The sequence below is a fragment of the Paenibacillus sp. 1001270B_150601_E10 genome (genome assembly GCF_015558675.1).
GTDB lineage: Bacteria > Bacillota > Bacilli > Paenibacillales > Paenibacillaceae > Paenibacillus_B.
Window position 1 is genome coordinate 155,201 of the sequence record NZ_JADMOL010000007.1, and the last position, 22,756, is coordinate 177,956.

Below are 22,756 nucleotides of genomic sequence, written 5' to 3' on the forward strand. Positions count from 1 at the left end.
GCTGTATTCGATATTGGAGGTAAGATTCCTTCTACAGGAACATGTAATTGCACGAGCCATGATTCCATATAAAAAAATCCTCCCTCTAATTAGAAGAGGAGAGGATTTTATTTTTCAGTATGCTGCTGGTATGAGTCCTTATTTTGTATCCATGCCTTGGCCTTGACATAATCCTTCATATAAGAACGGCTCTTCTGCGTAAGCATCTGTGCTACCTGCGCAGTCCAACGATCTGCTCTCTTTCCCTTCGTGCGTTCTTGATAATAGGCGGATATCGTCTCATTGTATGCCTCGAGCTGCTTGCGGTACTCCTCTTCGTTTGACTGATAGCCGTTCTCATGGTAAACAAGTTCAAGCGGCATTCTCGGCTTCTTATCGGCTGCCTGAGCAGGATGTCCCACGACCAAGGCAAAGAGCGGGATAACATGCTTCGGAATGTTAAGCAGCTCCGAGACCTCGTATAAATTATTGCGAAGTCCGCCAATATAGCAGATGCCAAGACCCATCGACTCTGCCGCAATGGAGGCATTCTGTGCAGCGAGTGCTGCATCAATGAGCGCAATCATAAAGTTCTCTGTAGAGGACAGGGTATCCCCAAGATCGATCCCCTCCATTTGAGCCGCAATCTCCAAGCGATGGGCATCCGCACAGAAGATAAATAAATGCCCGTTATGCTCCACATAGCCTTGGTTGCCAGCAAGCTGAGCTAGTGCTGCCTTCTTTTCTTTATCCGTAATGCCGAGAATGGTGTAGGCCTGAAGAAAGCTGGATGTAGAGGCCGCCTGAGCAGCCTTTACAATCGTATGGATCTCTTCCTTTGTCAGCTCTTTATCTTGAAAGGCTCGCACGGAGCGATGATCTAATATTTTTTCAATAATCTCATTCATGATCGGTTGTTCCCTTCTCTCTGTGTCATTCCTATCCTCCATTATAATAACGAAAAATAGCAGGATCTAAACGCAGTAAACCAAGCCACACTCGGCTACTGCCCTTGCAGTTTCTCCATCAGAGCTTGTCGGGCCTCATCCGTTAGGCGGATCTGCTGGTCATGAACAACAATCATTCCCTGTTGGATACGAAGATCCAGCCAGTCCGTGATTAAGCTTGGCGCATATCCTCCTGTGCTGAATTCGCCGCCGAAAGCGATCATACTCGGATAATCCGCAAGATACTGTTCTCTTGTTACCGCTTGGCCACGATGTTCATACAGCCAGAACTGAACATCATACATGAGCATGGACAGCTCGTCCGCATGAAGGGCGAAGTAGCCCTTCGCATTCGTAATGCGTGTGCAAATGCTGCGAATCTTTGCTTCAATGCCGTCAATCTCAGCAACCTTCCCACACAGCTCTTTTAACAGTGGGGAAAAGGCTCCTTGAGCGACCCGCTCCAAATCTCTGGCTAAGTCTTCTTCTGACGTATCATAGGTATCCTCATGGACCAAGCCTCTGATAAACGTTTCAAAGTCTTTGGCAAGAAAGGTGATCTCATAGTCCGCCTCTTGATCGACGTGGATTACCTCTGGTTCTCCTGTAGGACCGCACTTGCGATAATCCAGCATAACGACGTCATGGCCTGCCGAAGGACAGTCACAGATCACGACTCCAATATTCGGATAGCCCCACTCCTCGATCATGAATAGACTGCCAAACTCCCCGCCTAGAGAATTCGCCTTTTCTCTCCCAATGCCAAGGATCCCGCTAATCGCGATATGTTCCTCTGACCAAGAGGTTGGCTCATCCGTCGGAAAGCAAGCATTTACTGGCACGCCGCCATTGCGATGCTTCATTAAGGCTATGTACGATTCAGGCAGCTTGTAACCAAGCTCCTCCTCCATCGATTGGATGAGCTCATCCGTCGGCGGATCGCTCTCATATTCATCATGGGCATATTGGCTGTCATCCCAGAAAGCATTTAAATCCATATCATAAAAGGGTTGCTGGCTCATCGAACCTCTCCTTCACCTATCATATTTCTCGTTCCGTTACTAAAGAATACCATATTCATAGAAGGGAAAGCGAAAGGAGCAGCAAGCAATACTCTTCTATTCAAACAAAAATAGTAATAAATAAAAAAACCTTGAGCAGCTTTGCGCCGTTCAAGGTTTCTCTGTTCATCTTCCTATTGCTCCGCCCGCGCCTGATCCAGCTTCTTCTGAAGCACCTGCTGCATATTGGCTAACGCGTCCTTCACGGGCACATCCCGCTCAAGAATGTCTGTCATCGCTCTAGCCATCTCTTCCCCTTGATTCGGGTATACGTTCGGGATCAGGTCCCAGATGAACTTCGTGTCGGTTGCAGGCTTCAGACGTGTGAATGGCGCAGCATCCCAATCTGAAATATTCTTTAATCCCATGTTCCGTACCGGTAATTGGCTAGTGAGCGCTAGTTTGTTAGCTACTTCCTCGCTCATCAAATAAGATAGCACTTTCCACGCTTCCTCTTGCTGAGCAGATTGAGCATGGATACCGTACAAAGAGCCAAAGGTAACAAACGGCGATACATCTGGCCGTGCAGGATCAACCGGCATCGTAATAACGCCGACTTCAAAGGAAGCATTTCCTTTTATACCATTCGCGCTCACAAGGCCTCCCACCTGCATCCCAATCTCCTGCTGCGTAAACGGATTTTCACTCGAAGACCGCATGCTAACCTCTTCCTTTACCATGTGAAGCGCCTTCGATTGGATGGCATCCGCAACCGTCTGATAGACCTTCTGCCAGCCTTCTGCATCAAACAAAATCTTCTCCTGTCTCGCATCAATAATACGCAATCCATAGGTACTGGCTACCTGTAAGATTGAATCCTGAAGCCGAGGGAAGAAGCTGTCCGACAGCCCGTACATCGGCTTCTCTTCCGTGCCTAACTGAGCGATGCGGGCGCCAAGATTGTATAACTCCTCCCATGTCATCTGATCTTTTGGTTCCTCAATTCCGTTTTCCTTGAACATGGATTTGTTATAGTAAACAACCGATGTATTGTAACTAGGAGACAGAGCGTACATCGCGCCATTCCCTAGCTTGCGGAAGTAATCCATGATGGCCGGATCGATTCCGTTGGTGTCAAATTGAGATTGCTCCATCATCGGCTCCAGCGAAAGGAGCTTCCCTTTATCTACCAACGGGATGACTTCCTCTGGATTAAGCAGAATCAGATCAGGGTTCTCTTTTTCGATGAGACTGATTAACTTATCTCCCGGCGCCTTCTCAGGGGAGGTGTCGCTGCGAATACTTTCAGTAGTAACAAGTTCGTATTCTAGTTCAGGATACTTAATTGCTAGATAGCCTCCATACTGCTGATTAAAAAACTCCTCCGAATGCGCCATGATGCGAAGTTTGGGCTTGGCTTCCTCCTGAGCGACGGGTTCTGTTTTTTTCGTTTCTTTTACCTCTTCCTTGGAACAACCGCCTATAACGATAAGCATGATGACAACTACGCTGAGCATGCCTAGCAGCTTCCATGATCGAATACCTCTCATCTTTATCCTCCTCATATGAACAATTTATTACGCATATGCAGGGTCTTGGATGAATGAATATCACGCAAACAATGGGATAACGTTAAAAAGAAGCATAGAAATACACTTATAAATTAAACCGCTTTCTTACTCTGGCTGCCCGCGTCTCCTTTTCTTATAACTTATGGAGGATGTCACTTATACCTTATGATGACCGTATTTTTCGTTTGCCCTCATGATAATCTATAGCGAAAAATTTTTAATTATTTATTCAATGATATACCCAGCCATTCCCGCCATTCCTCATCGCTTGGTCTTCTGCCGTAGTTTGCGATCTCGAAGCATTCGGCATAGCGGATCTGCGATGCTTTCTCTTCGCCGTAGAATTTCTTAAGGGCGGGCTTCATTTCCTCCGAAACGTGTATGTAGCTTCCCCAGTACTGACGTAAAAACTCCATTCTCCCCTCAACTTCATCTGGAACCTGATTCAGAATCCCCATCTGCCATGGAGCAAATTCATAGAACTGAGAAGCGTGAGCATGCCATGCTTGCAGCTTCTTCCCCAGTACAGACCCGATATCGATCGCTACATCTGCACGATAGGTCGGCTTCATCGAGTAATCAGGCATAAGCAAGAATACTGGCGATTGCGGCAAAGTAGGCACTTCTGGGACTGCATTCGGTGTTCGTGCTATAAAGGACGCCGCGTCTCTTACAACCACTCCTGTATAACGATTATCAGCATGAGCGCAGCCTTCAGGGTGGAACGTAATGACGATATCTGCTTTTGCACGACAAATATTGCGAATCACCTCTTGACGAACCTCAATGCTCGGAAGCAGCTCTCCATCCGGCGTATCAAGCACCGTATAAGCTTCAATCCCAAGCTGTTGTCTCGCAATCTCTGCCTCATGACGTCTGCGTTCAATTAATGCAGCTCCACTTTCCTTGTAATGTCCGCAGCGACCATCTGTTAGCGTCAGAAACTGCACCCTAGCCCCCTGCTCTGCAAACCATGCCGCAATTCCTCCCGCATAGATATCAGGCTCGTCCGGATGGGCACCAATTACTAAAATAGAAAGTTCCTGATGGATCATGTCATTCCCTCCAACTTATAATGTTATACCTCTTGATGGGGTTCGATAAAAGCTCTCCCTCCTTACTGAAAACGCTTTAAATTAACTATACCATATCTGATATAATTTACCATATTTTAATAGAAATATTTTCTCTTTATAGCTGATAAAATAACGCCGTTCATGCCATTTCCCTTAATGTGAGGAGGCTCAATCTATCATTTCATTGAGATCCATTCTATTGGAGATCATTCCGTTCTATCGAACTCAGTCTGTTCATCAGACAGCGCACGAAATAAAAAAAGCTGCTCTCGGAATCTATCCGAAAGCAGCAATCAACATAATATAGAAAATAGAACCCTAATAGGAGTTAGAGAGTTTCACAATTGCGTAACTTGCGTAGTTGTATTAGAAAAATAAAGTGAAGATTGATTATGCCGATTCAGACGGCTGTTCATTAGGCTCTGGAGCCATTTTCTTTGCCAGATAAATGGCGACAAAGATAGCGGTAATTCCGCCTACAAGCTTGCCGACAATCATCGGGAAGATCATTTCCTTCGCTACCCCAGCCGTAAACCCAAGATGGTCGCCAAATACAAAGGCTGCAGATACAGCGAAGGCAACGTTGATCACCTTGCCTCTTGCATCCATATCCTTCATCATGCCAAACATCGGGATAACGTTTGCAAGTGTAGCCACCATGCCTGCCGCAGCAACCTCATTCATGCCAAGCAGCTTGCCTAGCTTCATTAGCGGCTTATTGAACAACTTGGTAATAACAAATACCATCGCAAAAGCTCCTGCTAATACAATGGAGATGTCGCCAACAATCTCAATACCTTCATGAATCGGCGCAAGGCCAGGAATGATCGTGATATCGGTAAGCTGCTGCGTAATGCCTGCAGCAAGACCTAAGGTTGCGACAATCACGATAAACTTGCCGAAGATGGTAAAGCCCTTGATCATGCCTTGCGGGAATCTCCACAAGCCAAGCACGATCAGTACAGCAAATAGCAGAATTGGCACTAGGTTAGACAAGATCATCGTTAGAGAATAACCAGCAACCAAGCCGCCAATCAAGCAGCCGATCGGAATCGTGACAATACCGGCCAATACTCCTGTGGCCAAGTATTTATGATCTTCCTTCTTGATAATGCCAAGTGCAACGGGAATGATAAATACAATCGTCGGTCCAAGCATTGCTCCTAGAATTGTCCCTGCGAACAAGCCCGCCTCAGGCGTCTTTGCCAGCTCCATCGCAAGCGAGTATCCACCCATATCATTGGCAAGGAGTGTCGTTGCAAACATAGCAGGATCCGCTCCCAGCGCACTGTATAGCGGAACGACAATTGGGCTAAGCAGCTTCGCTAGTACCGGAGACAATGAGATGATCCCCACCATTGCCAGCGTAAGCGAGCCCATGGCCATGATCCCCTCATCAAATTGATGACCCAAACCGAATTTGTACCCAATGCACTTGTCGATGGCCCCAAGAATCATGAAAATAACCATGCCGTAAATGATGATTTCGTTAATCTCCACGAACGTGCTCCTCCATTCTTTCCTATATTCGATTGTAATCAAAAGCACAGCATTAGCGAGCTAAAGCGGGCTATTTGAAATGTTGCTTTATTTCATCCGTAGGGGAACGCAGCACGGTATGATGGATCATTCGCTTAGGATCCATAGCGGATACGAATACCTTCATTCCTTGCTCGACGTCGCTTACGCTTCCCGTAAATACGGCGAAGAACTTGCCTCCAATCGCCATCCCGAGATTCATTCTTTTGACATAAATGTCGCACTGCTTCAAGGCTTCATTCAATGCAAATATGCCGGAGGATACTGTCGAAGTCTCCACGATGCCTACTGCATCCACAGATTGAGGCGAATATCGCTTCTTCAATCCTCCAATGATGTCAGGATGAACGCCATTCAGCACATAATCACTGATTCGGTATTCCTGCGCTTCTGCCTTAGCGGTATCCATCGCTTCCAGCACATCTGCCGTGTCGCCGCTCATAATAATAAGGAACTTGCCTGGACATATCGGCTTCAGATGATGTACCTCAACAGGTGAGGTCTTCAGCATTCGATCTGCAGTCTCGTATCCCTTGCTTATGCTGCGCAGCTCCACAACACCGATCGCACTACTCATGGGCGACCTCTATAGAGTCCACAATGCCTACAATCACGGCATCAACAGGCGCGTCAGGTGTCGCTATGGATGTCCGGGCAGCGCTTCCTGTCGTTACGAGAACCGTATCTCCGATCCCTGCGCCCGCGTTGTCTGCGGCAACAAAGCAATCACGCTCAGTAGGCTTGTCCGTATACGAGATCGGCTTCACGACCAGAAAGGTCAGACCATTCAGCTTGTTGTCCTTACGAGTCGCCCATAGGCTTCCCATCACTTGTCCTACGATCATAGCTTCACCCCGCCAGTTATCTTCTGTGTACGTGCATCCGCTGCATGCGCAAATAGTCCTGAGCAAGCGGCGTAATGATGCAATGACGATCAATCACAATTTCTTTCTTGCGCTGGAGCACCAGCTTCTTCAGCTCGGCTTCGGTCAACACCTTGCGAGTCCACACTTCTAGATCCCGATTCCCATCATTAGGGGTTGACAAGGAACAGCGATCATTAGAGCATTCCTGTTGTGTCGATTGGCTGAAGCTCATAGCCTCTGAAGCCTGCCCCTCTGCATCCACTGCTGCTGGTCCTGTCAGCTTCCCGTGAGCCAAGGCCTCAGAAGATACAGCTTGATCAAGGCTGCCAAATTGAAGCTCTGATTCCTTCATCATCCGAACGCCATAGCTCATCAGTTTGTCGACATAGCCATCATACTGCTTGTAAAGCAGGACAGGCGCTGACGCCTTGTACTTTCGGTATTGCAGTCCTTCTTCCAGTGCAATTACCGATTTTCCCTTGAGCAGCATCGTCATGACAAACCGCTCGCGTGGTCCAGCGCTGATTGCATTCGCAAGATTGGCTAAGAGCTGAATGCACACCTTGGGAATAATGAGCACATCGCAATCTCTTAATGCTTCCTCGTAATACCGGACTTGGTAATGAGGAGCCAGCACTTGCTCAACAGCAGGTACAGGCTCTGTAGCGAGGATCACGGCTTGCTTCATATCTGCTGTTCGCACAGAGGATTCTGCTGTTGACGCAGCCGCCAGCCTTCTCATTACCTCTTTCGTGACGGCATCGACGATTGCCGCCCGGTCTAGAGCTTCTGTGTTCATTTTTTCACACTCCTAACCCTAGTTGCCCTTCTTCATAATCTTGCCTTTCGTCCCTTTCGTAAAGCCGCAAGCATTCGCTTCGTCATAGTCGATATGCATGTAGGTCTCGAAATTAGGGCTAACCCGAACGAGCACATCGTCAAAAATGAGCGGGCGCTTGCCGAACACTTTCACTTGAACGATCTCGCCGTTCTCCACCTTATACTTTGCCGCATCCTCTGCCTTAACGTGAATATGGCGCTGAGCTGCGATTAAGCCGCGTTCCAATCGAATCATCTTGCTTCCAGCAGCAATCACGATGCCTGGCGTGCCTTCCAGCTTGCCGCTCTCCCGAACAGGTACGGGAATACCCAGTACCACCGCATCGGTTTGCGACACTTCCACCTGCGACTCCTTGCGCTCTGGCCCAAGCACCACGACGTTATGCAAGGCTCCCTTCGGCCCGATCAGCGTCACGCGCTCCTTGCAAGCGAATTGCCCCGGCTGGGAGAGATCCTTCGCCTTCGTCAATTGATAGCCTTCGCCAAACAAGGCATCAATCGCTTCGCGGTTCAAATGCACGTGCTTGCCGGATGCCTCAATTTCAATCAAGGCTTCTTCCTGCACACGCTTTACTACTTCATTCACAATGCTTTCAACCAATTGATTATCCACCATGCTCACCTCATGAGTTGTACTGTCCAGCACGGATTCGGAACATGATAATCCAGAACAAGGAAGACAATCGGTTCAATGACAGAATAATATCTCCACGATCCGCTTCTCCATGCTCCTTCTTAAAGGCTTGATAAGCCAACAGCTCCGCTTCCCTCGTCAACGTGCGTAACGCATTTATAGCAACAACCGCTTCGCCCATATCATAGCTGGGTTGAAAATGTTCCAATCCAAAGTATTTCTTAGGAAAATGAGACTGTGCTCGCAATTCCTTTGGCGTAAGCCCTAGCAAATGAAAATCTTCAATGCTTTCATTAAGTACTTCACAGCGTACGATCCGTCGTACAAATTGCAGGATTTCTTCCAAGTCCTCGACCAGCTTGGTCATGTTCAGCTTGAAGCAGCACATTTGTGCTTCCATCAGTTTTGATTCTAGTGAATCCAGCTTGCCCCGGAAGATGATCCGAGGATGATCTTTAAATACAAGCGTGTTTCCATACAAATGCGTCATATGCTCAGGCTTCGTTTCCAAAAAACCGCCATACAGCGTATGAAATCTTTTAATCCCTTTGGACGGCTTCTCCACGTCCAGATTTCTTGTGATTTGAAGCTTGACTTCCTTCGGCTTAAGCTCCGGTGTCCCGCTCTCTGTCGTTGAAGCTATTAAATCTGCAGCGTGCACATAACGAAGCTCGATCTGATGATCGGTCAAAAAGCTTTTGGCCGATGGCGTCAATATCGTGCCTTCTGCTACCTCATAAACCGCAACCTCTTTCAGATTCTGATTGCGAAAGTGCTTGCGCAGATCACTTTCCGTAATCAAAGCCATATTCTCACATCCTTTTGCACGCGTCCGATACGTCCGCTTTCGGGTGGGGCATTGACAACAGTCAGAGAGAAGGGGGCGGGATAACCGCCCTCACCCTGCCTCTCTCCTGATCGTTAGGCTTGTTCGGAAACCGCTATTATTCAGCGATCTTTGTTTTAGGCAAGATTGCGTCTACTTCAGTGTGTGGTCTTGGGATTACATGAACGGACAACAATTCGCCAACACGTTCTGCTGCTGCTGCGCCTGCATCTGTAGCTGCCTTAACTGCACCTACGTCGCCGCGAACCATTACGGTTACGAGACCTGCACCGATTTGCTCTTTACCGATCAAAGTAACGTTAGCTGCTTTCACCATTGCGTCTGCTGCTTCGATTGCTCCTACCAAACCTTTTGTTTCTACCATTCCCAATGCGTTTGCGTTTGCCATGATATAATTCCTCCTAAGTTATATGTGAATTTTGGATAATACCCGTTAGTAATAAAAAATTGCTAGATTAGTTGAAAGAATGATTAGTTAGCGATGATTGCTCACTTACATTTTTTCAAGGATACGAGCAACGATCATATTGATCAGTTCCTCTTTGTCCCCAATATTGATGCTTGATGCTTGTGCCGCTTCTGTTGGCTCTGCCAAATCTTCCATTTCTCTGAGACCATAAGCAACTCTGCGAATATTCAGCAGGTTGAATGGACCGATATTATCGGAAGTGGAGCTTCCGCCTACTGCGCCGCATCCAAGCGTTAGAGCTGGTGCAATGGCTGTAGTTGCGCCGATGCCGCCAAGGGTACCCGGCGTATTCACAAGCAAGCGGGATACTGGCTTCTTAAGTGCGAACTGGCGCACGATTTCTTCATTCTCAGAGTGAATGACCATCGTATGCCCAGCGCCCTCGCCATTTAGGATTTCGATGCAGCGCTCGCATGCCGCTTCCCAGCTGTCTTCGGTATAGAAGGCGAGAATTGGCGCAAGCTTCTCGCGAGAATATGGAACCTTCGGTCCAACTTTTGTCTCTTCCGCAATCAGCACGCGAGTGCCAGCTGGAATATCGAGGTTCGCAAGCTTCGCGATATGCTCCACGCTGCGGCCGACGATTTGCGGGTTCATTGTGCCATTGGCACGCATAATGAATTTGCCTAGCTGAGCGGATTGCTCTTTTGTTAAGAAGTACGCGCCCTGCTTTTTGAATTCAGAAACGACCGCTTCCTTGCTGCATGCTTCCACGACGACGGACTGCTCAGAAGCACAGATCGTGCCGTTATCGAACGTCTTGGAGTCCATGATGCGCTTCACCGCAAGCGGAATGTTCGCGCTCTTCTCGATGAAGGCTGGGCCATTGCCTGGGCCTACGCCAATTGCTGGCGTGCCGGAAGAATAAGCCGCTTTAACCATCGCGGTTCCACCCGTTGCAAGAATAAGAGCTACATCATTATGCTTCATCAATTGATCTGTACCTTGGATCGTTGGTACCGTCATGACGCTGATTGCGCCCTCAGGGCATCCTGCTTGAACGGCTGCTTCACTAATGACTTTCACCGTTTCCAATATGCACTTCAGCGCGTTTGGATGCGGAGAGAACACAATGCTGTTCCCAGCCTTAAGCGCAATCAGCGCTTTGTAGATGACAGTCGAAGTTGGGTTGGTGGACGGAATCAAACCGGCAATGACTCCAACAGGAACACCGACCTCCATCACTTTATGTGCTTTATCGTCCTTAAGGATGCCGACCGTCTTCATGTCCTTGATCGATTCATATACTTGCTTCGAGGCAAAGGCATTCTTGATGATCTTGTCCTGCCAGCGGCCAAAGCCCGTTTCCTCATTGGCCATCTTTGCGAGCTTCTCGCGATTCGCATAGCCCGCATCAGCGACTGCTTTGACGATAGCGTCAATTTGCTCTTGTGTCATAACAGCGAGCTTCGCTTGCGCTTCCTTCGCCTTTTTAATCAGGTCGCGGACTTCTTGAATGGATCTTAGGTCTTTATCCAATGCTTCCATCAATATTCCTTCTCTCTACTTCGTTATTTTCAAGCTAAGCTTTCTTTGTGCCTTTGCTGCGTTTCTTTGCTGAAGATGGCGCCTTCGGCGGTTTCACACGAGGCTTGCTGCCTTCATCCTTTGCTGCTTTCGCTTCCTGATCTGCTTTCCGTGCCTCTTCGACAAGCTTTGCCGCCTCTTTGGCAACTCGCTGCATCGCATCCATTGCGGACTTTGCAGCATCTGCAGGCATCTTCGTTTCCACCGCTTGATTGCTGCTTACTTCCGAAGAAGCTGGCGATTTCGCCGTGGATTCGAGTATGGCCTTGCCTTCAGCTTTATCTTCAGCCATGCTTTCGTTCTTATCATGAGCCTTCGCCTCAATCGCAGCCTCTAGCTTTGCTTCTTCCTTCTCATCCGCCTTCAGCTCTGCCTTAGATTCTGCTTGAGGCATCTCTGCCTTTTTCGTCTGCTCGGCTTCTGGCTGCGCCTCTTCCTTGCCTGCTACCAAGGCGGCTGTCTCCTCATGGAGTCGTGCAATGACATGGCGCGCAACGAGCACGTCCAGCTGCACTGCCTGCTCGGCTCCTGCATCTACTGCCGCTTGTACAGCGCCAACGTCACCGCCAAGCTTAACGGTAACAAGTCCGCCCTTGATCACTTCGACTCCGATACAGGTGACGGCAGCCGCCTTCAAGGCAGCATCTGCGACGGCAACAGCGCCAAGATAGCCTCTTACCTCCACTAATCCTAATGCTTGATGTCTCATAAGCGGCTACCTTAATAACTCGTCGGGTTATCCGCTACGAACTGGACAGCATCAGCGAAGGCGTCACAAGCAGCCTTGCAGGCCGATTGACTGCCCGTTAGCAGCGCACCGCCGAAGTTCGTCTCGGACGGCGGACCGAAGAAGGTGGCGATTGTAACATCCGCAGCCTTGAGAGCGGCATCAAGGGCATACATCGCTTCAAGCGGCGGTGCAATCAGATAGGCAAGAGCCTCGCCTTCTTGAATATTGGCCGTCTCGGACAAATACGTGCCTGTGCGGGATACGCAATGCGCAAAATACGTAATGCTGTTATCCTCATTGGCGCTTACAAAGTGCGCGCCGTTCTCAATGAAGTCAACGACAGCGTTCAAGCCGCTGCGCACTTCCTCAGGGGTAGGTCCGGCTAGAATGCCGATGACCTCGCCTGCCAGCTTTGTGGATGCATTGGCAGAGCCAGCATACATGCTTTTCGCATAGACAACGTCTACCACAGCTGATTTCGTTGCTTCATCAAGCGCAGCATAGGTCACATCATCAATATCTGCCGTAATGATCCCCAAGCTTTTATGGTGCGGCTTAAGCTCCAGCTTATTAGCCATATCCAGGCTTACGTTGGAAATGAGCTTCATGCCGAGCACTTGTGCATGAATCGGTTCGTTTCTCATACGTGCCTCCTTGTGATCCTTATAGTTTCAAATCAATACCAGACGCCTTGCGATCAATCATAGTCTTGATCAATTCAGCGATATGAGCGCCAGCTTCTACAGCTGGTGTTCCTCCAGAATGGATGTTGGAAATCACGGTGCGCTTCGCTTCCGGCATTCCTACCGTTGGCTTGTAAGCAATATAAGCACTCATCGACTCCGCCGTAACGAGTCCTGGACGCTCGCCGACCAACAGGCAGATGACATCTGAGCCTGTCACATCCCCGATAACATCCATCGATGGAACACGGCAGTGCTTAACGAACAGAATCTCGCCAACCTCAATGCCATACATTTTAAGACCTTGCGTAATCGCAGGGATGATATCGCGAAGATTCGCCTCGATCGCAGCGGAGCTCAGTCCGTCTCCGACCATGATTTGGACCTTCGCCTGCTTCACGGTATGCTGCTTAATGAATTCAACCGTGTCTTGGGAGAATTGGCGTCCCAAGTCCGGGCGAGTAATGTATTCATCCTTGTCCCGGCACATCGTTTCGATTGGAACAAGATTCATTTCCTTAACGAAATCCTCTGATACGTAGGAGAACACCGCATCCTGCGCTGCCGCATGGTCAGCACGGAATCGAAGCGACGTAATCGTCATGTATCGTGGGCCAGCACGCCATACGCCAAGGCGAGCCGGAGTCTTTTCCTTCATTTTCAAGTAGCCTTCGCGATCCGCAGGCTCTGGCACAAGCAGCTGCTTGCGAAGGTCGATCTCCGTGATATCATCAAGGCATTCGCCTTCATCATCGGATGCTTCCGTTGCATGAATACCCTCTGCCGTTGTCGACGCTGCTGCATGCTGAGCATGAGCGATAAACGCTTCTGCCGCAGGCCTTTTCTCGACCGCAGTCTGCTTTGTTTCCACTTCTGCTGCTGCAGCGCTTGCGGATGGAGCCCCAGTTGTTGCCCCTGCTGATTCAGATGCTGGCGTACCAACCATCTCATTTAGAATCGATTCAATCATCGATTTTAGATCTTTTTCATTCATACGAGCTTCCTCCTTCCCTTACTTGAGAAACACTGATGCGTCCCCTGCTTTTTTAGTCAGCTTGCCATTCTCGATAAAGCCCATCTTCTCCATCCACTGTTCAAACTCGCGGATCGGACGCAATCCAAGCAGCTCGCGAAGAGTCGCTGTTTCGTGATAACCTGTTGTTTGGTAGTTCAGCATGACATCATCGCCGTGCGGGATACCCATGAAGAAGTTGCAGCCTGCTGCGGACAACAGAACAGCCAAGTTCTCAAGGTCATTCTGATCAGCCTTCATATGGTTCGTATAGCAAGCATCGCAGCCCATCGAAATACCGGTCAGCTTACCCATGAAGTGATCCTCGAGGCCTGCGCGGATAACCTGCTTCGCATCGTAGAGATACTCAGGGCCAATAAAGCCAACCACTGTATTCACAAGGAACGGATTGTATTTCTTAGCAAAGCCATAGCAGCGAGCTTCCATCGTGACTTGGTCAATCCCATGATGTGCTTCGGAAGATAGCTCCGAGCCTTGGCCTGTCTCAAAATACATCACGTCAGGACCGGCTACTTGTCCATGCTGCAGAACAAGCTGCTGGGCTTCCTCGATCGTAGCGGCATTGAAGCCAAAGGCCGCATTGCCCTTCTCAGAACCTGCGATCGATTGGAAGATGAGGCCTGTTGGCGCTCCGCGCTTCACGGCTTCCATTTGGGTTGTAACGTGAGCGAGTACGCAAGTTTGGGTAGGGATCTCCCACTTCTGGCGGAATTCCTCGAAGCGCTTCAAGACGCGCGTTACACTTTCTACCGAATCATCTACCGGGTTAAGGCCAAGCACAGCATCTCCGATCCCAAAGGTCAAGCCTTCCATGAGAGAGGCCATGATGCCATCCGGATCATCAGTCGGATGGTTCGGCTGAAGCCGTGCCGACAGCGTGCCTGAACGGCCAATTGTAGTATTCGCAGTCGCTGTAATACGGATCTTCTTTGCCCCATACATCAAGTCAAGGTTGGACATAATCTTCGCAACCGCAGCTACCATCTCAGCGGTTAGTCCGCGGGATACGCGCTTGATGTCTGCTTCTGTTGTGTTTTCGTTCAAGATCCACTCCCGAAGCTCTTCAACCGTCCAATTCTTGATCTCGCTATAAATGCGCTCGTTAACCTGGTCTTGAATGATTCGCGTAACCTCATCGACTTCATAAGGAACCGCTGGGTTATTGCGCAAATCCTCTAGCGTAATCTGAGCCAGCACAACCTTTGCTGCCACACGCTCTTCGGATGAAGTAGCTGCGAGTCCAGCTAGCATATCCCCTGATTTTTCTTCGTTTGCTTTTGCCATGACTTCCATGAGGGAATTAAACTGGTAGACTCGGCCAAACAATTTCGTTTTTAGAATCACAAAAGCTCCTCCTTCCAACCTCTAGGCTGATCTATATATAAATTAGTGAAATACAAGCGTCTTGATCACGACTGGCAGCACCTTGCCTTCAGCAATCGGCTTACCGATATCGATGTAATCTCCATTGTCCACTTGAACACTGTCGATACAAACAACATCCTTCTTGTAATCAAGCAGAGCGTACAGCGTCTGCCCCAGCACCTTCGCCATATCGTGATGGACGATCACAATGAGCGGATATTCTCGCTCTATTAGCTCTGACATGCCTTGATACAGCCCTTGGGCATACTTTTGAACTTCCGCGAAGCTTGGACTGTTCTTGCCTTCAATCGCGATCGCAACCCGCTGCAAATCATTGTTCAGCTTGAACCAGCTGAGCTTGTCGGTAATGGCTTGAGCAAGCTGGCTGCTGTCGCCCGCCTCATCAACAGATGCAAGCTTTAGAATCGGAATGTTCTTAATCGGGAAGCTCTCTTCCGTATACGTAATCGTGCTTCCGCTTATTTCCGTTGTATGAGAGCCCGCGCCAACCACGGTCGCTCGGATCGTTTCTGCAGAACGCGCTACGGTCATCTGCTTCACAAGTGGCGACTCTGCAATCGCCCGTCCCAGCAAGATGCCGATATCTCCGTATTGGAATACATCTCCTTCGGCTTCTTGGTAAATGTAATCCGCAACCCCGCCAGAAAATGAGATGCATGGAATCGTTTGTTCCAGCTTCAAGCCCTTATTCGTGACGATCGTGTCGTAAAAGTCACCCAGTGGACGAAGTCCGACGCTTTCCTCAAGCAGCTTGACCATTTCTCCGATAATCGGCTTGAGCGTTTCCGGTGTTACCCGCTGCCCAAGCACAAGCTCGATTCCTCTTCGCTCTGCCAGTTGTCTGATCTTTGGTGCAATATAGGTGATCTCATGGGATTGCTGGTCCACCTTGATCAAACGTCCACCTATATCCAAACATCCCGTATCAATAAGCTCTCCATGGTGAAATAGCGCTAGGTTGCTCGTTCCGCCACCGATATCGATATTGACGATGGAAGTGGAATGATCCTTCGAGTACGTATGCGCTCCTGCCCCTTTTGCGGCAATGATGCTCTCGAGATCCGGTCCTGCTGTCGCAACAACAAAGTCTCCGGCAAAGCCGCTAAGCGACAACACCGCCTCATTGGCATTTTCCTTTCTTGCTGTTTCGCCTGTGATAATAACCGCTCCGGTCTGTATGTCGTCCTTCGAGATCCCTGCCTTCACATACTGCTCCTCGACAAACTTCTGAATCTGCTGCATATCGATCCGATTGTCTGGCAGCACAGGCGTGAAGCAGATATCGCTTCGGTATACGACTTCCTTGTCCGTAATGACTAAGCGCGGCACCGAGAAAGAGGAGGCTAGGTTTTGAATGTAGAGCTTCGACAGCACCAATTGCGTCGTCGAGGTTCCCATATCTATGCCAACACTCAGCAATTGCTCGTTCACTTTTCTCATCCCCTATCGCTTGAGTTCAAGTCCCTATTGACGCAAAAAGGCTTAAAGTAATAACCCTTCGGGTTCACCCGAAATGGTCTACTTTAAGCCTCATTGCTTACGGGACTACATCCTTGTAGCCGGAATATTTATTTTTTGAACGTAAACGTAACGGTTGTACCGTCTTGATTGGACACGATATTAAGCTTGCCCATCAGCTTGTCCTTCACATAGCTGCGAACAATCGACAAGCCCAGGCTCTTTTGCGAGGCCTCTTCAACAGAGAAGCCTGCTCCATTGTCTGCAACAACAACCGTAACCAGTTCGTCTTTCAGCGTTGCTTTAATGGTGATGTGGCCTTGGGCCGCATCATCAAAAGCATGCTCATAGCTGTTGTGAATCAGCTCGCTCACAATCAGCGCGATGGCCACCGTACGGTCGCTATCGAGACAAATGCTCTCAGTTGAGTTGATGTCCATCTGCACGGAATCGTGAACAAAGCAACGACTAATATTCGAAGCGATCAGTCGAATAACATCCATCAAATCCACTTGCGCGTCAATCTCGGTCGAGAGCAATTCATGGGTTGCGGCAATCGCAAGCACCCTGCTCACGCTGTCATTCAGGCTCTTCTTGGCCTCAGGACTTTCGCATTGCCGCGCTTGAATGCGCAGGAGCGAAGCAACGGTCTGCAAGTTGTTTTTCACCCGATGGTGAATCTCGCGGATCGCAACGGACTTGGATACGATCTCCGCTTCCTTCTTCTTGATCTCGGTGACATCATGGAGAATGACGCCCACGGACAAGTCCTCTTCTGAGATAAACAGCCGCTTCACTTGATAGTATCGCTCCGCTGCCTTCACGTCCGTCGTGGACGGATAGCACGGAGAGAGCGTATGCTGCTTAATGACATCAGAAAAGGTCGTCTGATCAAGCGACAAATTATCATAATGCAGCCCTTCGATGTCTTCTAGGTAGCCAAGCTGCTTATAGTAAACATCCGCTTGCTTATTTTTAAGCTTCAGGAAGCCATGCTTATCAAATACCAGCACCGCATCCTCGAGCTGATTGATGATCGAGTCTTTGAACCGAAGCATCGCCGTCAGCATCGAGGACATCTCGCTGTCCTCGCACTGCGTTCCCATCATATTGAAGTGGGCTTGAATATTGTCGCTCACGTTTTTTTCATAGATCACGACGGCTATAACGCCAGCTTCATTTTTGATCGGATACACGGTCTGTCTGACGAGATGATTCTCCTGCGTGTTCGCGATAAGCCCCTGCGTCATGATCCCTGTCTCAAGTGTTCTTAGGACGCCTGGCTCATTCTCTCGAAGTGCTCGTTCTCCTGCAACGGGCCGCTTATACAGCGACTCCTGCTTGCTTGGACGACGATGGTACACAACGATCGCCTCATCAGAGACGCTCGACAGCACATCGATAAATACGTCATCTTGCACCTCGGATTGCTGAAAGGACTCCGCCAACTCGACGATTCTCTCGATATCCTGCTCGCTTAATCCGGTATGAAGGAGACAAAGCTCCTCAATTTGCTTTTTATAATCAATCATAGGAGATCACAATCGTCGTCGCGATCTCAATCATTGGACATCGACGATCCATGCTTAATTTGCGCAAGGTCTGATAGGCTTCCTCTTCGGTGTAGCCATTCTCTTTCATCAGTATGCCTTTCGCTTTCTCCACTGCTTTACGCTCTTCCATCTTCTGTGTCATCTTCGATAGATTCTGCTCAAGCTTGCGGATTTCCCTGCCTTTGGCGATCGTTACTTCCACCATAGGAATGAACGACTTTTCGTCAAGCGGCTTCACCAAATAACCAAGCGCACCGACTGAGGTTGCTTTTTCAACCGTTTGTTTGTCGCTGAAGGCGGTTAACAGAATAATGCCTCCCGCGAGCTGTTCTGAAATGATTCGTTTACCTGCTTTCAGTCCATCAAGAATAGGCATTTGCACATCCATGATGACAAGGTCAGGCAGATGCTTTTTACAACATTCGATGGCTTCAAAACCATCGGAAGCTTCGCCTACTACATTGTAGTTCGCTTCCTCCAGCATCTCACGAATATCCATTCTTGTAATAGGTTCATCGTCGACTATTACAATTTTTCCATTCATGTGTCATGCACCTCATTGTTTGCCGTTATTTGCTTGTATCGTTTGGGAAGCTTCACAGCTTGATGGTTAGGCCGTCTCGGGATTATCGCGTTACGTCTCCAAGTAAGCTTGGAGCGCCTCCACTCCCACATTTTCTATCGTTGAGACTTCAAATATTCGCTCTGCACCTGCCGCCTGCAGCTGTTCTCTCGCACGCTCCACTGCTGCTTGTCCCTCTGCGAGCTCGATCTTCGTTACGATCCCGATAACGGGCTTCGCGAACATCGTAGCAAAGGCGGGCGGGAAGAAGCTGTCTTCCTTTGTGCAATCTTGCACTAACCCGATTACGTCAGCATCTACACTGGATACGAGCAGCATCTTGTACAAATATCGATTCTCGATGCATTCTCCAGGCGTGTCAATGGAATGCTCGAAGCTTTCGATCGCTTGCGTCTTCTTATAAGCAATCTCTTGTCCATGCAGCTTCTGACAGAGCGTGGTTTTGCCTGATCCGGTGCTCCCGGCTAGAATGATTGTTTTCATCGCTTCTATCTCCTACGTTCGTGTAATGTTCGCAGCAGCAGAGAAGCCGAGAATATTTTGCAAACCAAGCAGCACTTCACTGATCGCGGATTCTACAGAGGATACATCCCCCGTAATCACGAGCGAGCCGCTGAACCGATCGACAAAGCCGATCTGAACGCCTGCCGCTTTCGTCGCGATATCCGCAGCAATGATTGAGGCTTCGCTTGGCGTAATGGTCATCACTCCGATGGCATCCCGTGCATCGCTTCCCAAGCCAAGCTTCTTGTAAATATCTGGATTTGGATTTGCAATAATGTGAGCCAGCGTGACCTGTTTACCAGGTACATACTCCTGTATGACACGTTGTTTTTCGTTTTGTTGTTCCAAGTTATCATCCCACTCTCATGTGAAAAACACGATAAATAGCCATAAAAAAACATAAAGACCCCTTAAAGATTCGCATGGAAAATTTAAGAAGCCTCATCGCTTTATTCGTATGCAACACGCCGTTGTGTTACCTTTACTATATTTTAACCTGCAAACGTTGTCAACAGCATAACATGGAAAATCGAATCAACCCTTATGATTGAAACATTTTGTTCAAAATTTCAGCAACATCGCCTGCTGTCGGAACGCGAGGATTCGTCGCAGTACAGCCGTCAAGCAGTGCGCCTTCGGCAATGGAAGATCTCATTTCTTCCAGCAGGGCAAGCTCTACGCCGCACTCCTTGAGCGTCTTCGGCATATTCAGCTCCTTCTGAAGCTGCTTGATCGCTTGTATAAGGCTTCTTACTCCGCTCTTCGCATTAGGAGCTGTCAGTCCAAGACTCTTCGCAATCTCCGCATATCTTGCCGCGGTCGCATTGCAACCATCCTTGCCGTAGCCAGGCTTGTAGTCTGCGTTGAAGGCAATAACATAAGGCAAGAGCAGTGCATTCATGCGGCCGTGTGCGATCTTGAACTTTGCTCCTGCCACATGCGCGATCCCATGATTAAGTCCAAGGGACGTAATGTTGAATGCCAATCCAGCTAGGCAGGAGGCATTATGCATCTTCTCCCGTGCTTCTAGATCGTTGCCATTCTTATAGGCTCTTGGCAAATAAGCAAAGACCATCTTGATCGCCTTCTCTGCCAGCGCGTCGGAAATATCATTGGCCTTCGTAGAGACATAAGCTTCGATGGCATGCGTCAATACGTCCATCCCCGTATCAGCCGTAATGAAGTCAGGTACGCTCTTCACAAGCTCAGGATCCAAAATGGCTTCCTGCGGCAGCATTTCATCCGAAACGAGCGGATACTTGATGTTTTTCTGTTTGTCGCTAATGACAGAGAAGGAAGTTACTTCAGAGCCTGTTCCGCTTGTGGTTGGAATCGCAATGAATGGCAGGTCTGATTGATCGAGCAATTTGCCAGCGAACAGCTTCATCGCCTTCGCTGCATCAATAGCAGAGCCGCCTCCGATTGCCAAGATCATGTCAGCCTGGAAGGATGCCAGTGCTTGCACCCCTTCTGTCACGACTTCGACGGGAGGGTCAGGCACGATGTTGCTGAAAATATACTGTTCGTTGCTCTCATGCAGTCGATCAAATACGAGATTGATCATGCCCGACTTTACCATAAACGGGTCGGTTACAATAAAAATCCTTTTGTTCTTCCATTCTGTGAGACGATCCATGGCACCCTGTCCCATATAGAGATCAGTTTTGATGGATAGTTTGTCCATGTAAGACACCTCCAAAGGATAATATAGATATGTTGAACAATCGATTGTCCATGTGAGGACAACCGGGTGAAAACAAAAAAGAGGCCTTCCAAAGGAAACGTAAGAACGATTCCCTTAAAAAGCCTCTTTGCTTCATATCGATAGTGCACGCCATTGTGCACTTGATTGAATGTAATTGTCCACTCTACTGTACACCGCACTCCCGATGCACGTCAACCGCATCTTATGAAAACCTCTATCGAGACCAATCCAAGATGAGCGATCAAGTATAATGGTGGATTCCGTCACCAATAACGAAAGTTGATTCCATCTAAGACGGAACTTATGCATTCGATTGGATTAAAAGAAGGGATGTACACGTCACTGTGCACCTTGATCTTCAGCATCGAAGAGCTTCCCTACTTGCATGCATGATACGTCGTCGTATGAGTTCGGCGGCGAGCACCTGGCCATGCCGACATCCTTGTCGGCTGCCATTCTGACAATAAAAAAAAGCCTAGTGAGGCGCAAAGCAATCCACTAGACTTAAAAACCAGCCACTTTCGCCTCGAAGCGGCTGATCCAGCAAAGTTACTAGGCAAAAGACCTGACTTAAGATCGCGGGAGCGATCTATCACAGTGGCGGGACCGTGTTGGAATTGCACCAAACTTCCATTACCTATAACTTCTTCTGTTGTTTATTGCTTGAATGGTCGTCCATTCGACATCATTATAGCACAAATGAAGCCTGACGCAATATGATTCTCTCATTTGTCAACATGAAACCACACCTTGCTCCCTTACTCAGTCAGACGCTAAAATGAGCCTTTGATTCCTGTCACTCTTAGGCTTACCTTAGCTTCGGCAACTCGCATGCAAGCTGAAAATGATCATAAGAACGTTTTGTGACAGCCTTTAATGAGAGAGAATAGAGGCAACATCCTGAACCGCTTTTTTGCCTGCATGGCTGATTCCGGCAAGCTGGAAGAAGCCATGGTTTACACCTAGATATCTTCTGCACTGCGCCTCAACCCCTGCCTCCAACAAACGGCGATACAGCGTCTCCCCCTCATCCACAAGAGGATCAAACTCTGCCGTAATAATGTGGGTTTCGGGCAGCCCTTCCAAGTCATCGCGGCACAAGGGACTCGCCTCAGGATGATCCACAGGCAGATCCGATAAATAAGCCTCATACCCGCTTAATAACGTATCCCGAGTAACAACATAATCATCACCGTTGGTAACGTAGCTGCTGCTTGCACCTGATGCATCTAGCATGGGATAGATGAGAATCTGTCGCTTAGGCAGCCAATCTCCCTGCTCCTTCAGCCGCAGACAAGTGACCATGGCAAGATGTCCGCCTGCGCTGTCGCCCGCGATCGTGATCTGGCCAGGGTCCCCTCCCCAAGACAGAGCATATTCACGGATAAGGTTAGCCGCCTTGAAAGCATCGTCATGAGCAGCCGGATATACGTATTCTGGCGCCAGGCGATAATCAACAGCAATGATTAACGCGTTGCCCAGATTCGCCAACTGGCGCAGCTGACGATCGTGCGTGTCAAAGTCGCCGCTGACAAAGCAGCCTCCGTGATAATAGATCATAACAGGGAGGTTCGTCTGTTCCGATGGCTTGTACAGGCGAAGACGTATGCCTTTAATGGTTTGTTCAAAAATTTCTCTTACGGGGACTGCTTCACCCGCTAAGTCAATGGTATTCAAATAGCCTTGCCTGCGCTCTTCGATACTCTGCTTTCTTGCTGATGGACATCCACTCTCGATAAAATCCTCGACCAGTCGACGGATACCCGGCTCTAATCTGTGTACATGCGCCATGTTCACTCACTCCCTGAAGATTCCACAGAATATC

22 protein-coding genes, 1 pseudogene and 1 riboswitch are annotated in these 22,756 nt (G+C 48.8%); all 23 genes and pseudogenes read right to left on the reverse strand.

The window, feature by feature from the left end; all coding sequences use genetic code 11:
- Nucleotides 1-107: 107 nt before the first annotated feature.
- Complete coding sequence (gene nfsA / locus I2H74_RS16805) at nt 108-887, reverse strand: oxygen-insensitive NADPH nitroreductase (RefSeq protein WP_195575384.1); 780 nt, start codon at nt 885-887, stop codon at nt 108-110.
- Nucleotides 888-982: 95 nt separating this feature from the next.
- Nucleotides 983-1,954 (reverse strand): annotated as a pseudogene (locus I2H74_RS16810) (SMI1/KNR4 family protein); the annotation flags it as partial.
- A gap of 167 nt (nt 1,955-2,121) precedes the next feature.
- Complete coding sequence (locus I2H74_RS16815; RefSeq protein ID WP_195575386.1) at nt 2,122-3,477, reverse strand: ABC transporter substrate-binding protein; 1,356 nt, start codon at nt 3,475-3,477, stop codon at nt 2,122-2,124.
- A gap of 242 nt (nt 3,478-3,719) precedes the next feature.
- A complete protein-coding gene (locus I2H74_RS16820; RefSeq protein ID WP_229106765.1) occupies nt 3,720-4,553 on the reverse strand; it encodes a PIG-L deacetylase family protein in 834 nt (277 codons plus the stop codon).
- A gap of 411 nt (nt 4,554-4,964) precedes the next feature.
- Nucleotides 4,965-6,074 carry an ethanolamine utilization protein EutH gene (eutH, locus tag I2H74_RS16825; protein WP_195575387.1) on the reverse strand — a complete coding sequence of 370 codons (1,110 nt, stop codon included), beginning with the start codon at nt 6,072-6,074 and terminating at the stop codon, nt 4,965-4,967.
- A 70-nt stretch (nt 6,075-6,144) separates the two neighbouring features.
- A complete protein-coding gene (locus I2H74_RS16830; protein WP_195575388.1) occupies nt 6,145-6,690 on the reverse strand; it encodes a BMC domain-containing protein in 546 nt (181 codons plus the stop codon).
- The gene (locus I2H74_RS16835; protein ID WP_195575389.1) at nt 6,683-6,958 is read right to left on the reverse strand and encodes a EutN/CcmL family microcompartment protein; all 276 of its coding nucleotides are present in this window, start codon (nt 6,956-6,958) and stop codon (nt 6,683-6,685) included. Before I2H74_RS16835 ends, I2H74_RS16830 begins: the two co-directional genes overlap by 8 nt.
- Before the next feature lie 16 nt (nt 6,959-6,974).
- Nucleotides 6,975-7,778 (reverse strand): ethanolamine utilization protein, encoded by an 804-nt coding sequence (locus I2H74_RS16840; RefSeq protein ID WP_195575390.1) that lies wholly within the window; start codon nt 7,776-7,778, stop codon nt 6,975-6,977.
- 18 nt (nt 7,779-7,796) lie between these two features.
- Nucleotides 7,797-8,432, reverse strand: a complete 636-nt coding sequence (gene eutD / locus I2H74_RS16845; protein WP_324254093.1) for an ethanolamine utilization phosphate acetyltransferase EutD — start codon at nt 8,430-8,432, stop codon at nt 7,797-7,799.
- Between the two features lie 10 nt (nt 8,433-8,442).
- Nucleotides 8,443-9,261 (reverse strand): cobalamin adenosyltransferase, encoded by an 819-nt coding sequence (locus I2H74_RS16850; protein ID WP_195575391.1) that lies wholly within the window; start codon nt 9,259-9,261, stop codon nt 8,443-8,445.
- Nucleotides 9,262-9,397: 136 nt separating this feature from the next.
- Nucleotides 9,398-9,688, reverse strand: a complete 291-nt coding sequence (pduA, locus tag I2H74_RS16855) for a propanediol utilization microcompartment protein PduA (RefSeq protein ID WP_106766209.1) — start codon at nt 9,686-9,688, stop codon at nt 9,398-9,400.
- A gap of 105 nt (nt 9,689-9,793) precedes the next feature.
- The gene (locus tag I2H74_RS16860; RefSeq protein WP_195575392.1) at nt 9,794-11,257 is read right to left on the reverse strand and encodes an acetaldehyde dehydrogenase (acetylating); all 1,464 of its coding nucleotides are present in this window, start codon (nt 11,255-11,257) and stop codon (nt 9,794-9,796) included.
- Between the two features lie 34 nt (nt 11,258-11,291).
- Nucleotides 11,292-12,005, reverse strand: a complete 714-nt coding sequence (locus I2H74_RS16865) for a BMC domain-containing protein (protein WP_195575393.1) — start codon at nt 12,003-12,005, stop codon at nt 11,292-11,294.
- Between the two features lie 11 nt (nt 12,006-12,016).
- Nucleotides 12,017-12,670, reverse strand: a complete 654-nt coding sequence (eutL, locus tag I2H74_RS16870) for an ethanolamine utilization microcompartment protein EutL (RefSeq protein WP_195575394.1) — start codon at nt 12,668-12,670, stop codon at nt 12,017-12,019.
- Nucleotides 12,671-12,689: 19 nt separating this feature from the next.
- Nucleotides 12,690-13,703, reverse strand: a complete 1,014-nt coding sequence (gene eutC, locus I2H74_RS16875) for an ethanolamine ammonia-lyase subunit EutC (RefSeq protein ID WP_195575395.1) — start codon at nt 13,701-13,703, stop codon at nt 12,690-12,692.
- 18 nt (nt 13,704-13,721) lie between these two features.
- Nucleotides 13,722-15,086, reverse strand: a complete 1,365-nt coding sequence (locus tag I2H74_RS16880; RefSeq protein WP_195575396.1) for an ethanolamine ammonia-lyase subunit EutB — start codon at nt 15,084-15,086, stop codon at nt 13,722-13,724.
- 42 nt (nt 15,087-15,128) lie between these two features.
- A complete protein-coding gene (gene eutA / locus I2H74_RS16885) occupies nt 15,129-16,559 on the reverse strand; it encodes an ethanolamine ammonia-lyase reactivating factor EutA (RefSeq protein WP_195575397.1) in 1,431 nt (476 codons plus the stop codon).
- 137 nt (nt 16,560-16,696) lie between these two features.
- Entirely contained in the window at nt 16,697-18,118 is a 1,422-nt protein-coding gene (locus I2H74_RS16890) for a sensor histidine kinase (protein ID WP_195575398.1), read from the reverse strand.
- Entirely contained in the window at nt 18,111-18,683 is a 573-nt protein-coding gene (locus I2H74_RS16895; protein WP_195575399.1) for an ANTAR domain-containing response regulator, read from the reverse strand. Before I2H74_RS16895 ends, I2H74_RS16890 begins: the two co-directional genes overlap by 8 nt.
- A gap of 90 nt (nt 18,684-18,773) precedes the next feature.
- The gene (locus I2H74_RS16900) at nt 18,774-19,205 is read right to left on the reverse strand and encodes a EutP/PduV family microcompartment system protein (RefSeq protein WP_195575400.1); all 432 of its coding nucleotides are present in this window, start codon (nt 19,203-19,205) and stop codon (nt 18,774-18,776) included.
- Nucleotides 19,206-19,217: 12 nt separating this feature from the next.
- Nucleotides 19,218-19,574 carry a BMC domain-containing protein gene (locus I2H74_RS16905; protein WP_195575401.1) on the reverse strand — a complete coding sequence of 119 codons (357 nt, stop codon included), beginning with the start codon at nt 19,572-19,574 and terminating at the stop codon, nt 19,218-19,220.
- Nucleotides 19,575-19,767: 193 nt separating this feature from the next.
- Nucleotides 19,768-20,910, reverse strand: coding sequence for a 1-propanol dehydrogenase PduQ (locus I2H74_RS16910; protein WP_195575402.1), 1,143 nt, complete (start codon nt 20,908-20,910; stop codon nt 19,768-19,770).
- A 526-nt stretch (nt 20,911-21,436) separates the two neighbouring features.
- Nucleotides 21,437-21,589: riboswitch (adenosylcobalamin (AdoCbl) riboswitch) on the reverse strand.
- 215 nt (nt 21,590-21,804) lie between these two features.
- On the reverse strand, nt 21,805-22,722 hold the full coding sequence (locus I2H74_RS16915; protein ID WP_195575403.1) for an alpha/beta hydrolase: 918 nt from the start codon (nt 22,720-22,722) through the stop codon (nt 21,805-21,807).
- Nucleotides 22,723-22,756 lie beyond the last annotated feature (34 nt).

What these genes read in the sequence shown, in the direction of transcription:
- I2H74_RS16850 (WP_195575391.1), bottom strand. Translation starts at nt 9,261, where the DNA reads ATGGCTTTGATTACGGAAAGTGATCTGCGCAAGCACTTTCGCAATCAG.
- pduA (WP_106766209.1), bottom strand. Translation starts at nt 9,688, where the DNA reads ATGGCAAACGCAAACGCATTGGGAATGGTAGAAACAAAAGGTTTGGTA.
- nfsA (WP_195575384.1), bottom strand. Translation starts at nt 887, where the DNA reads ATGAATGAGATTATTGAAAAAATATTAGATCATCGCTCCGTGCGAGCC.
- eutL (WP_195575394.1), bottom strand. Translation starts at nt 12,670, where the DNA reads ATGAGAAACGAACCGATTCATGCACAAGTGCTCGGCATGAAGCTCATT.
- I2H74_RS16895 (WP_195575399.1), bottom strand. Translation starts at nt 18,683, where the DNA reads ATGAATGGAAAAATTGTAATAGTCGACGATGAACCTATTACAAGAATG.
- I2H74_RS16835 (WP_195575389.1), bottom strand. Translation starts at nt 6,958, where the DNA reads ATGATCGTAGGACAAGTGATGGGAAGCCTATGGGCGACTCGTAAGGAC.
- I2H74_RS16815 (WP_195575386.1), bottom strand. Translation starts at nt 3,477, where the DNA reads ATGAGAGGTATTCGATCATGGAAGCTGCTAGGCATGCTCAGCGTAGTT.
- I2H74_RS16830 (WP_195575388.1), bottom strand. Translation starts at nt 6,690, where the DNA reads ATGAGTAGTGCGATCGGTGTTGTGGAGCTGCGCAGCATAAGCAAGGGA.
- eutC (WP_195575395.1), bottom strand. Translation starts at nt 13,703, where the DNA reads ATGAATGAAAAAGATCTAAAATCGATGATTGAATCGATTCTAAATGAG.
- I2H74_RS16890 (WP_195575398.1), bottom strand. Translation starts at nt 18,118, where the DNA reads ATGATTGATTATAAAAAGCAAATTGAGGAGCTTTGTCTCCTTCATACC.
- I2H74_RS16840 (WP_195575390.1), bottom strand. Translation starts at nt 7,778, where the DNA reads ATGAACACAGAAGCTCTAGACCGGGCGGCAATCGTCGATGCCGTCACG.
- I2H74_RS16820 (WP_229106765.1), bottom strand. Translation starts at nt 4,553, where the DNA reads ATGATCCATCAGGAACTTTCTATTTTAGTAATTGGTGCCCATCCGGAC.
- I2H74_RS16910 (WP_195575402.1), bottom strand. Translation starts at nt 20,910, where the DNA reads ATGGACAAACTATCCATCAAAACTGATCTCTATATGGGACAGGGTGCC.
- I2H74_RS16860 (WP_195575392.1), bottom strand. Translation starts at nt 11,257, where the DNA reads ATGGAAGCATTGGATAAAGACCTAAGATCCATTCAAGAAGTCCGCGAC.
- I2H74_RS16915 (WP_195575403.1), bottom strand. Translation starts at nt 22,722, where the DNA reads ATGGCGCATGTACACAGATTAGAGCCGGGTATCCGTCGACTGGTCGAG.
- I2H74_RS16900 (WP_195575400.1), bottom strand. Translation starts at nt 19,205, where the DNA reads ATGAAAACAATCATTCTAGCCGGGAGCACCGGATCAGGCAAAACCACG.
- I2H74_RS16865 (WP_195575393.1), bottom strand. Translation starts at nt 12,005, where the DNA reads ATGAGACATCAAGCATTAGGATTAGTGGAGGTAAGAGGCTATCTTGGC.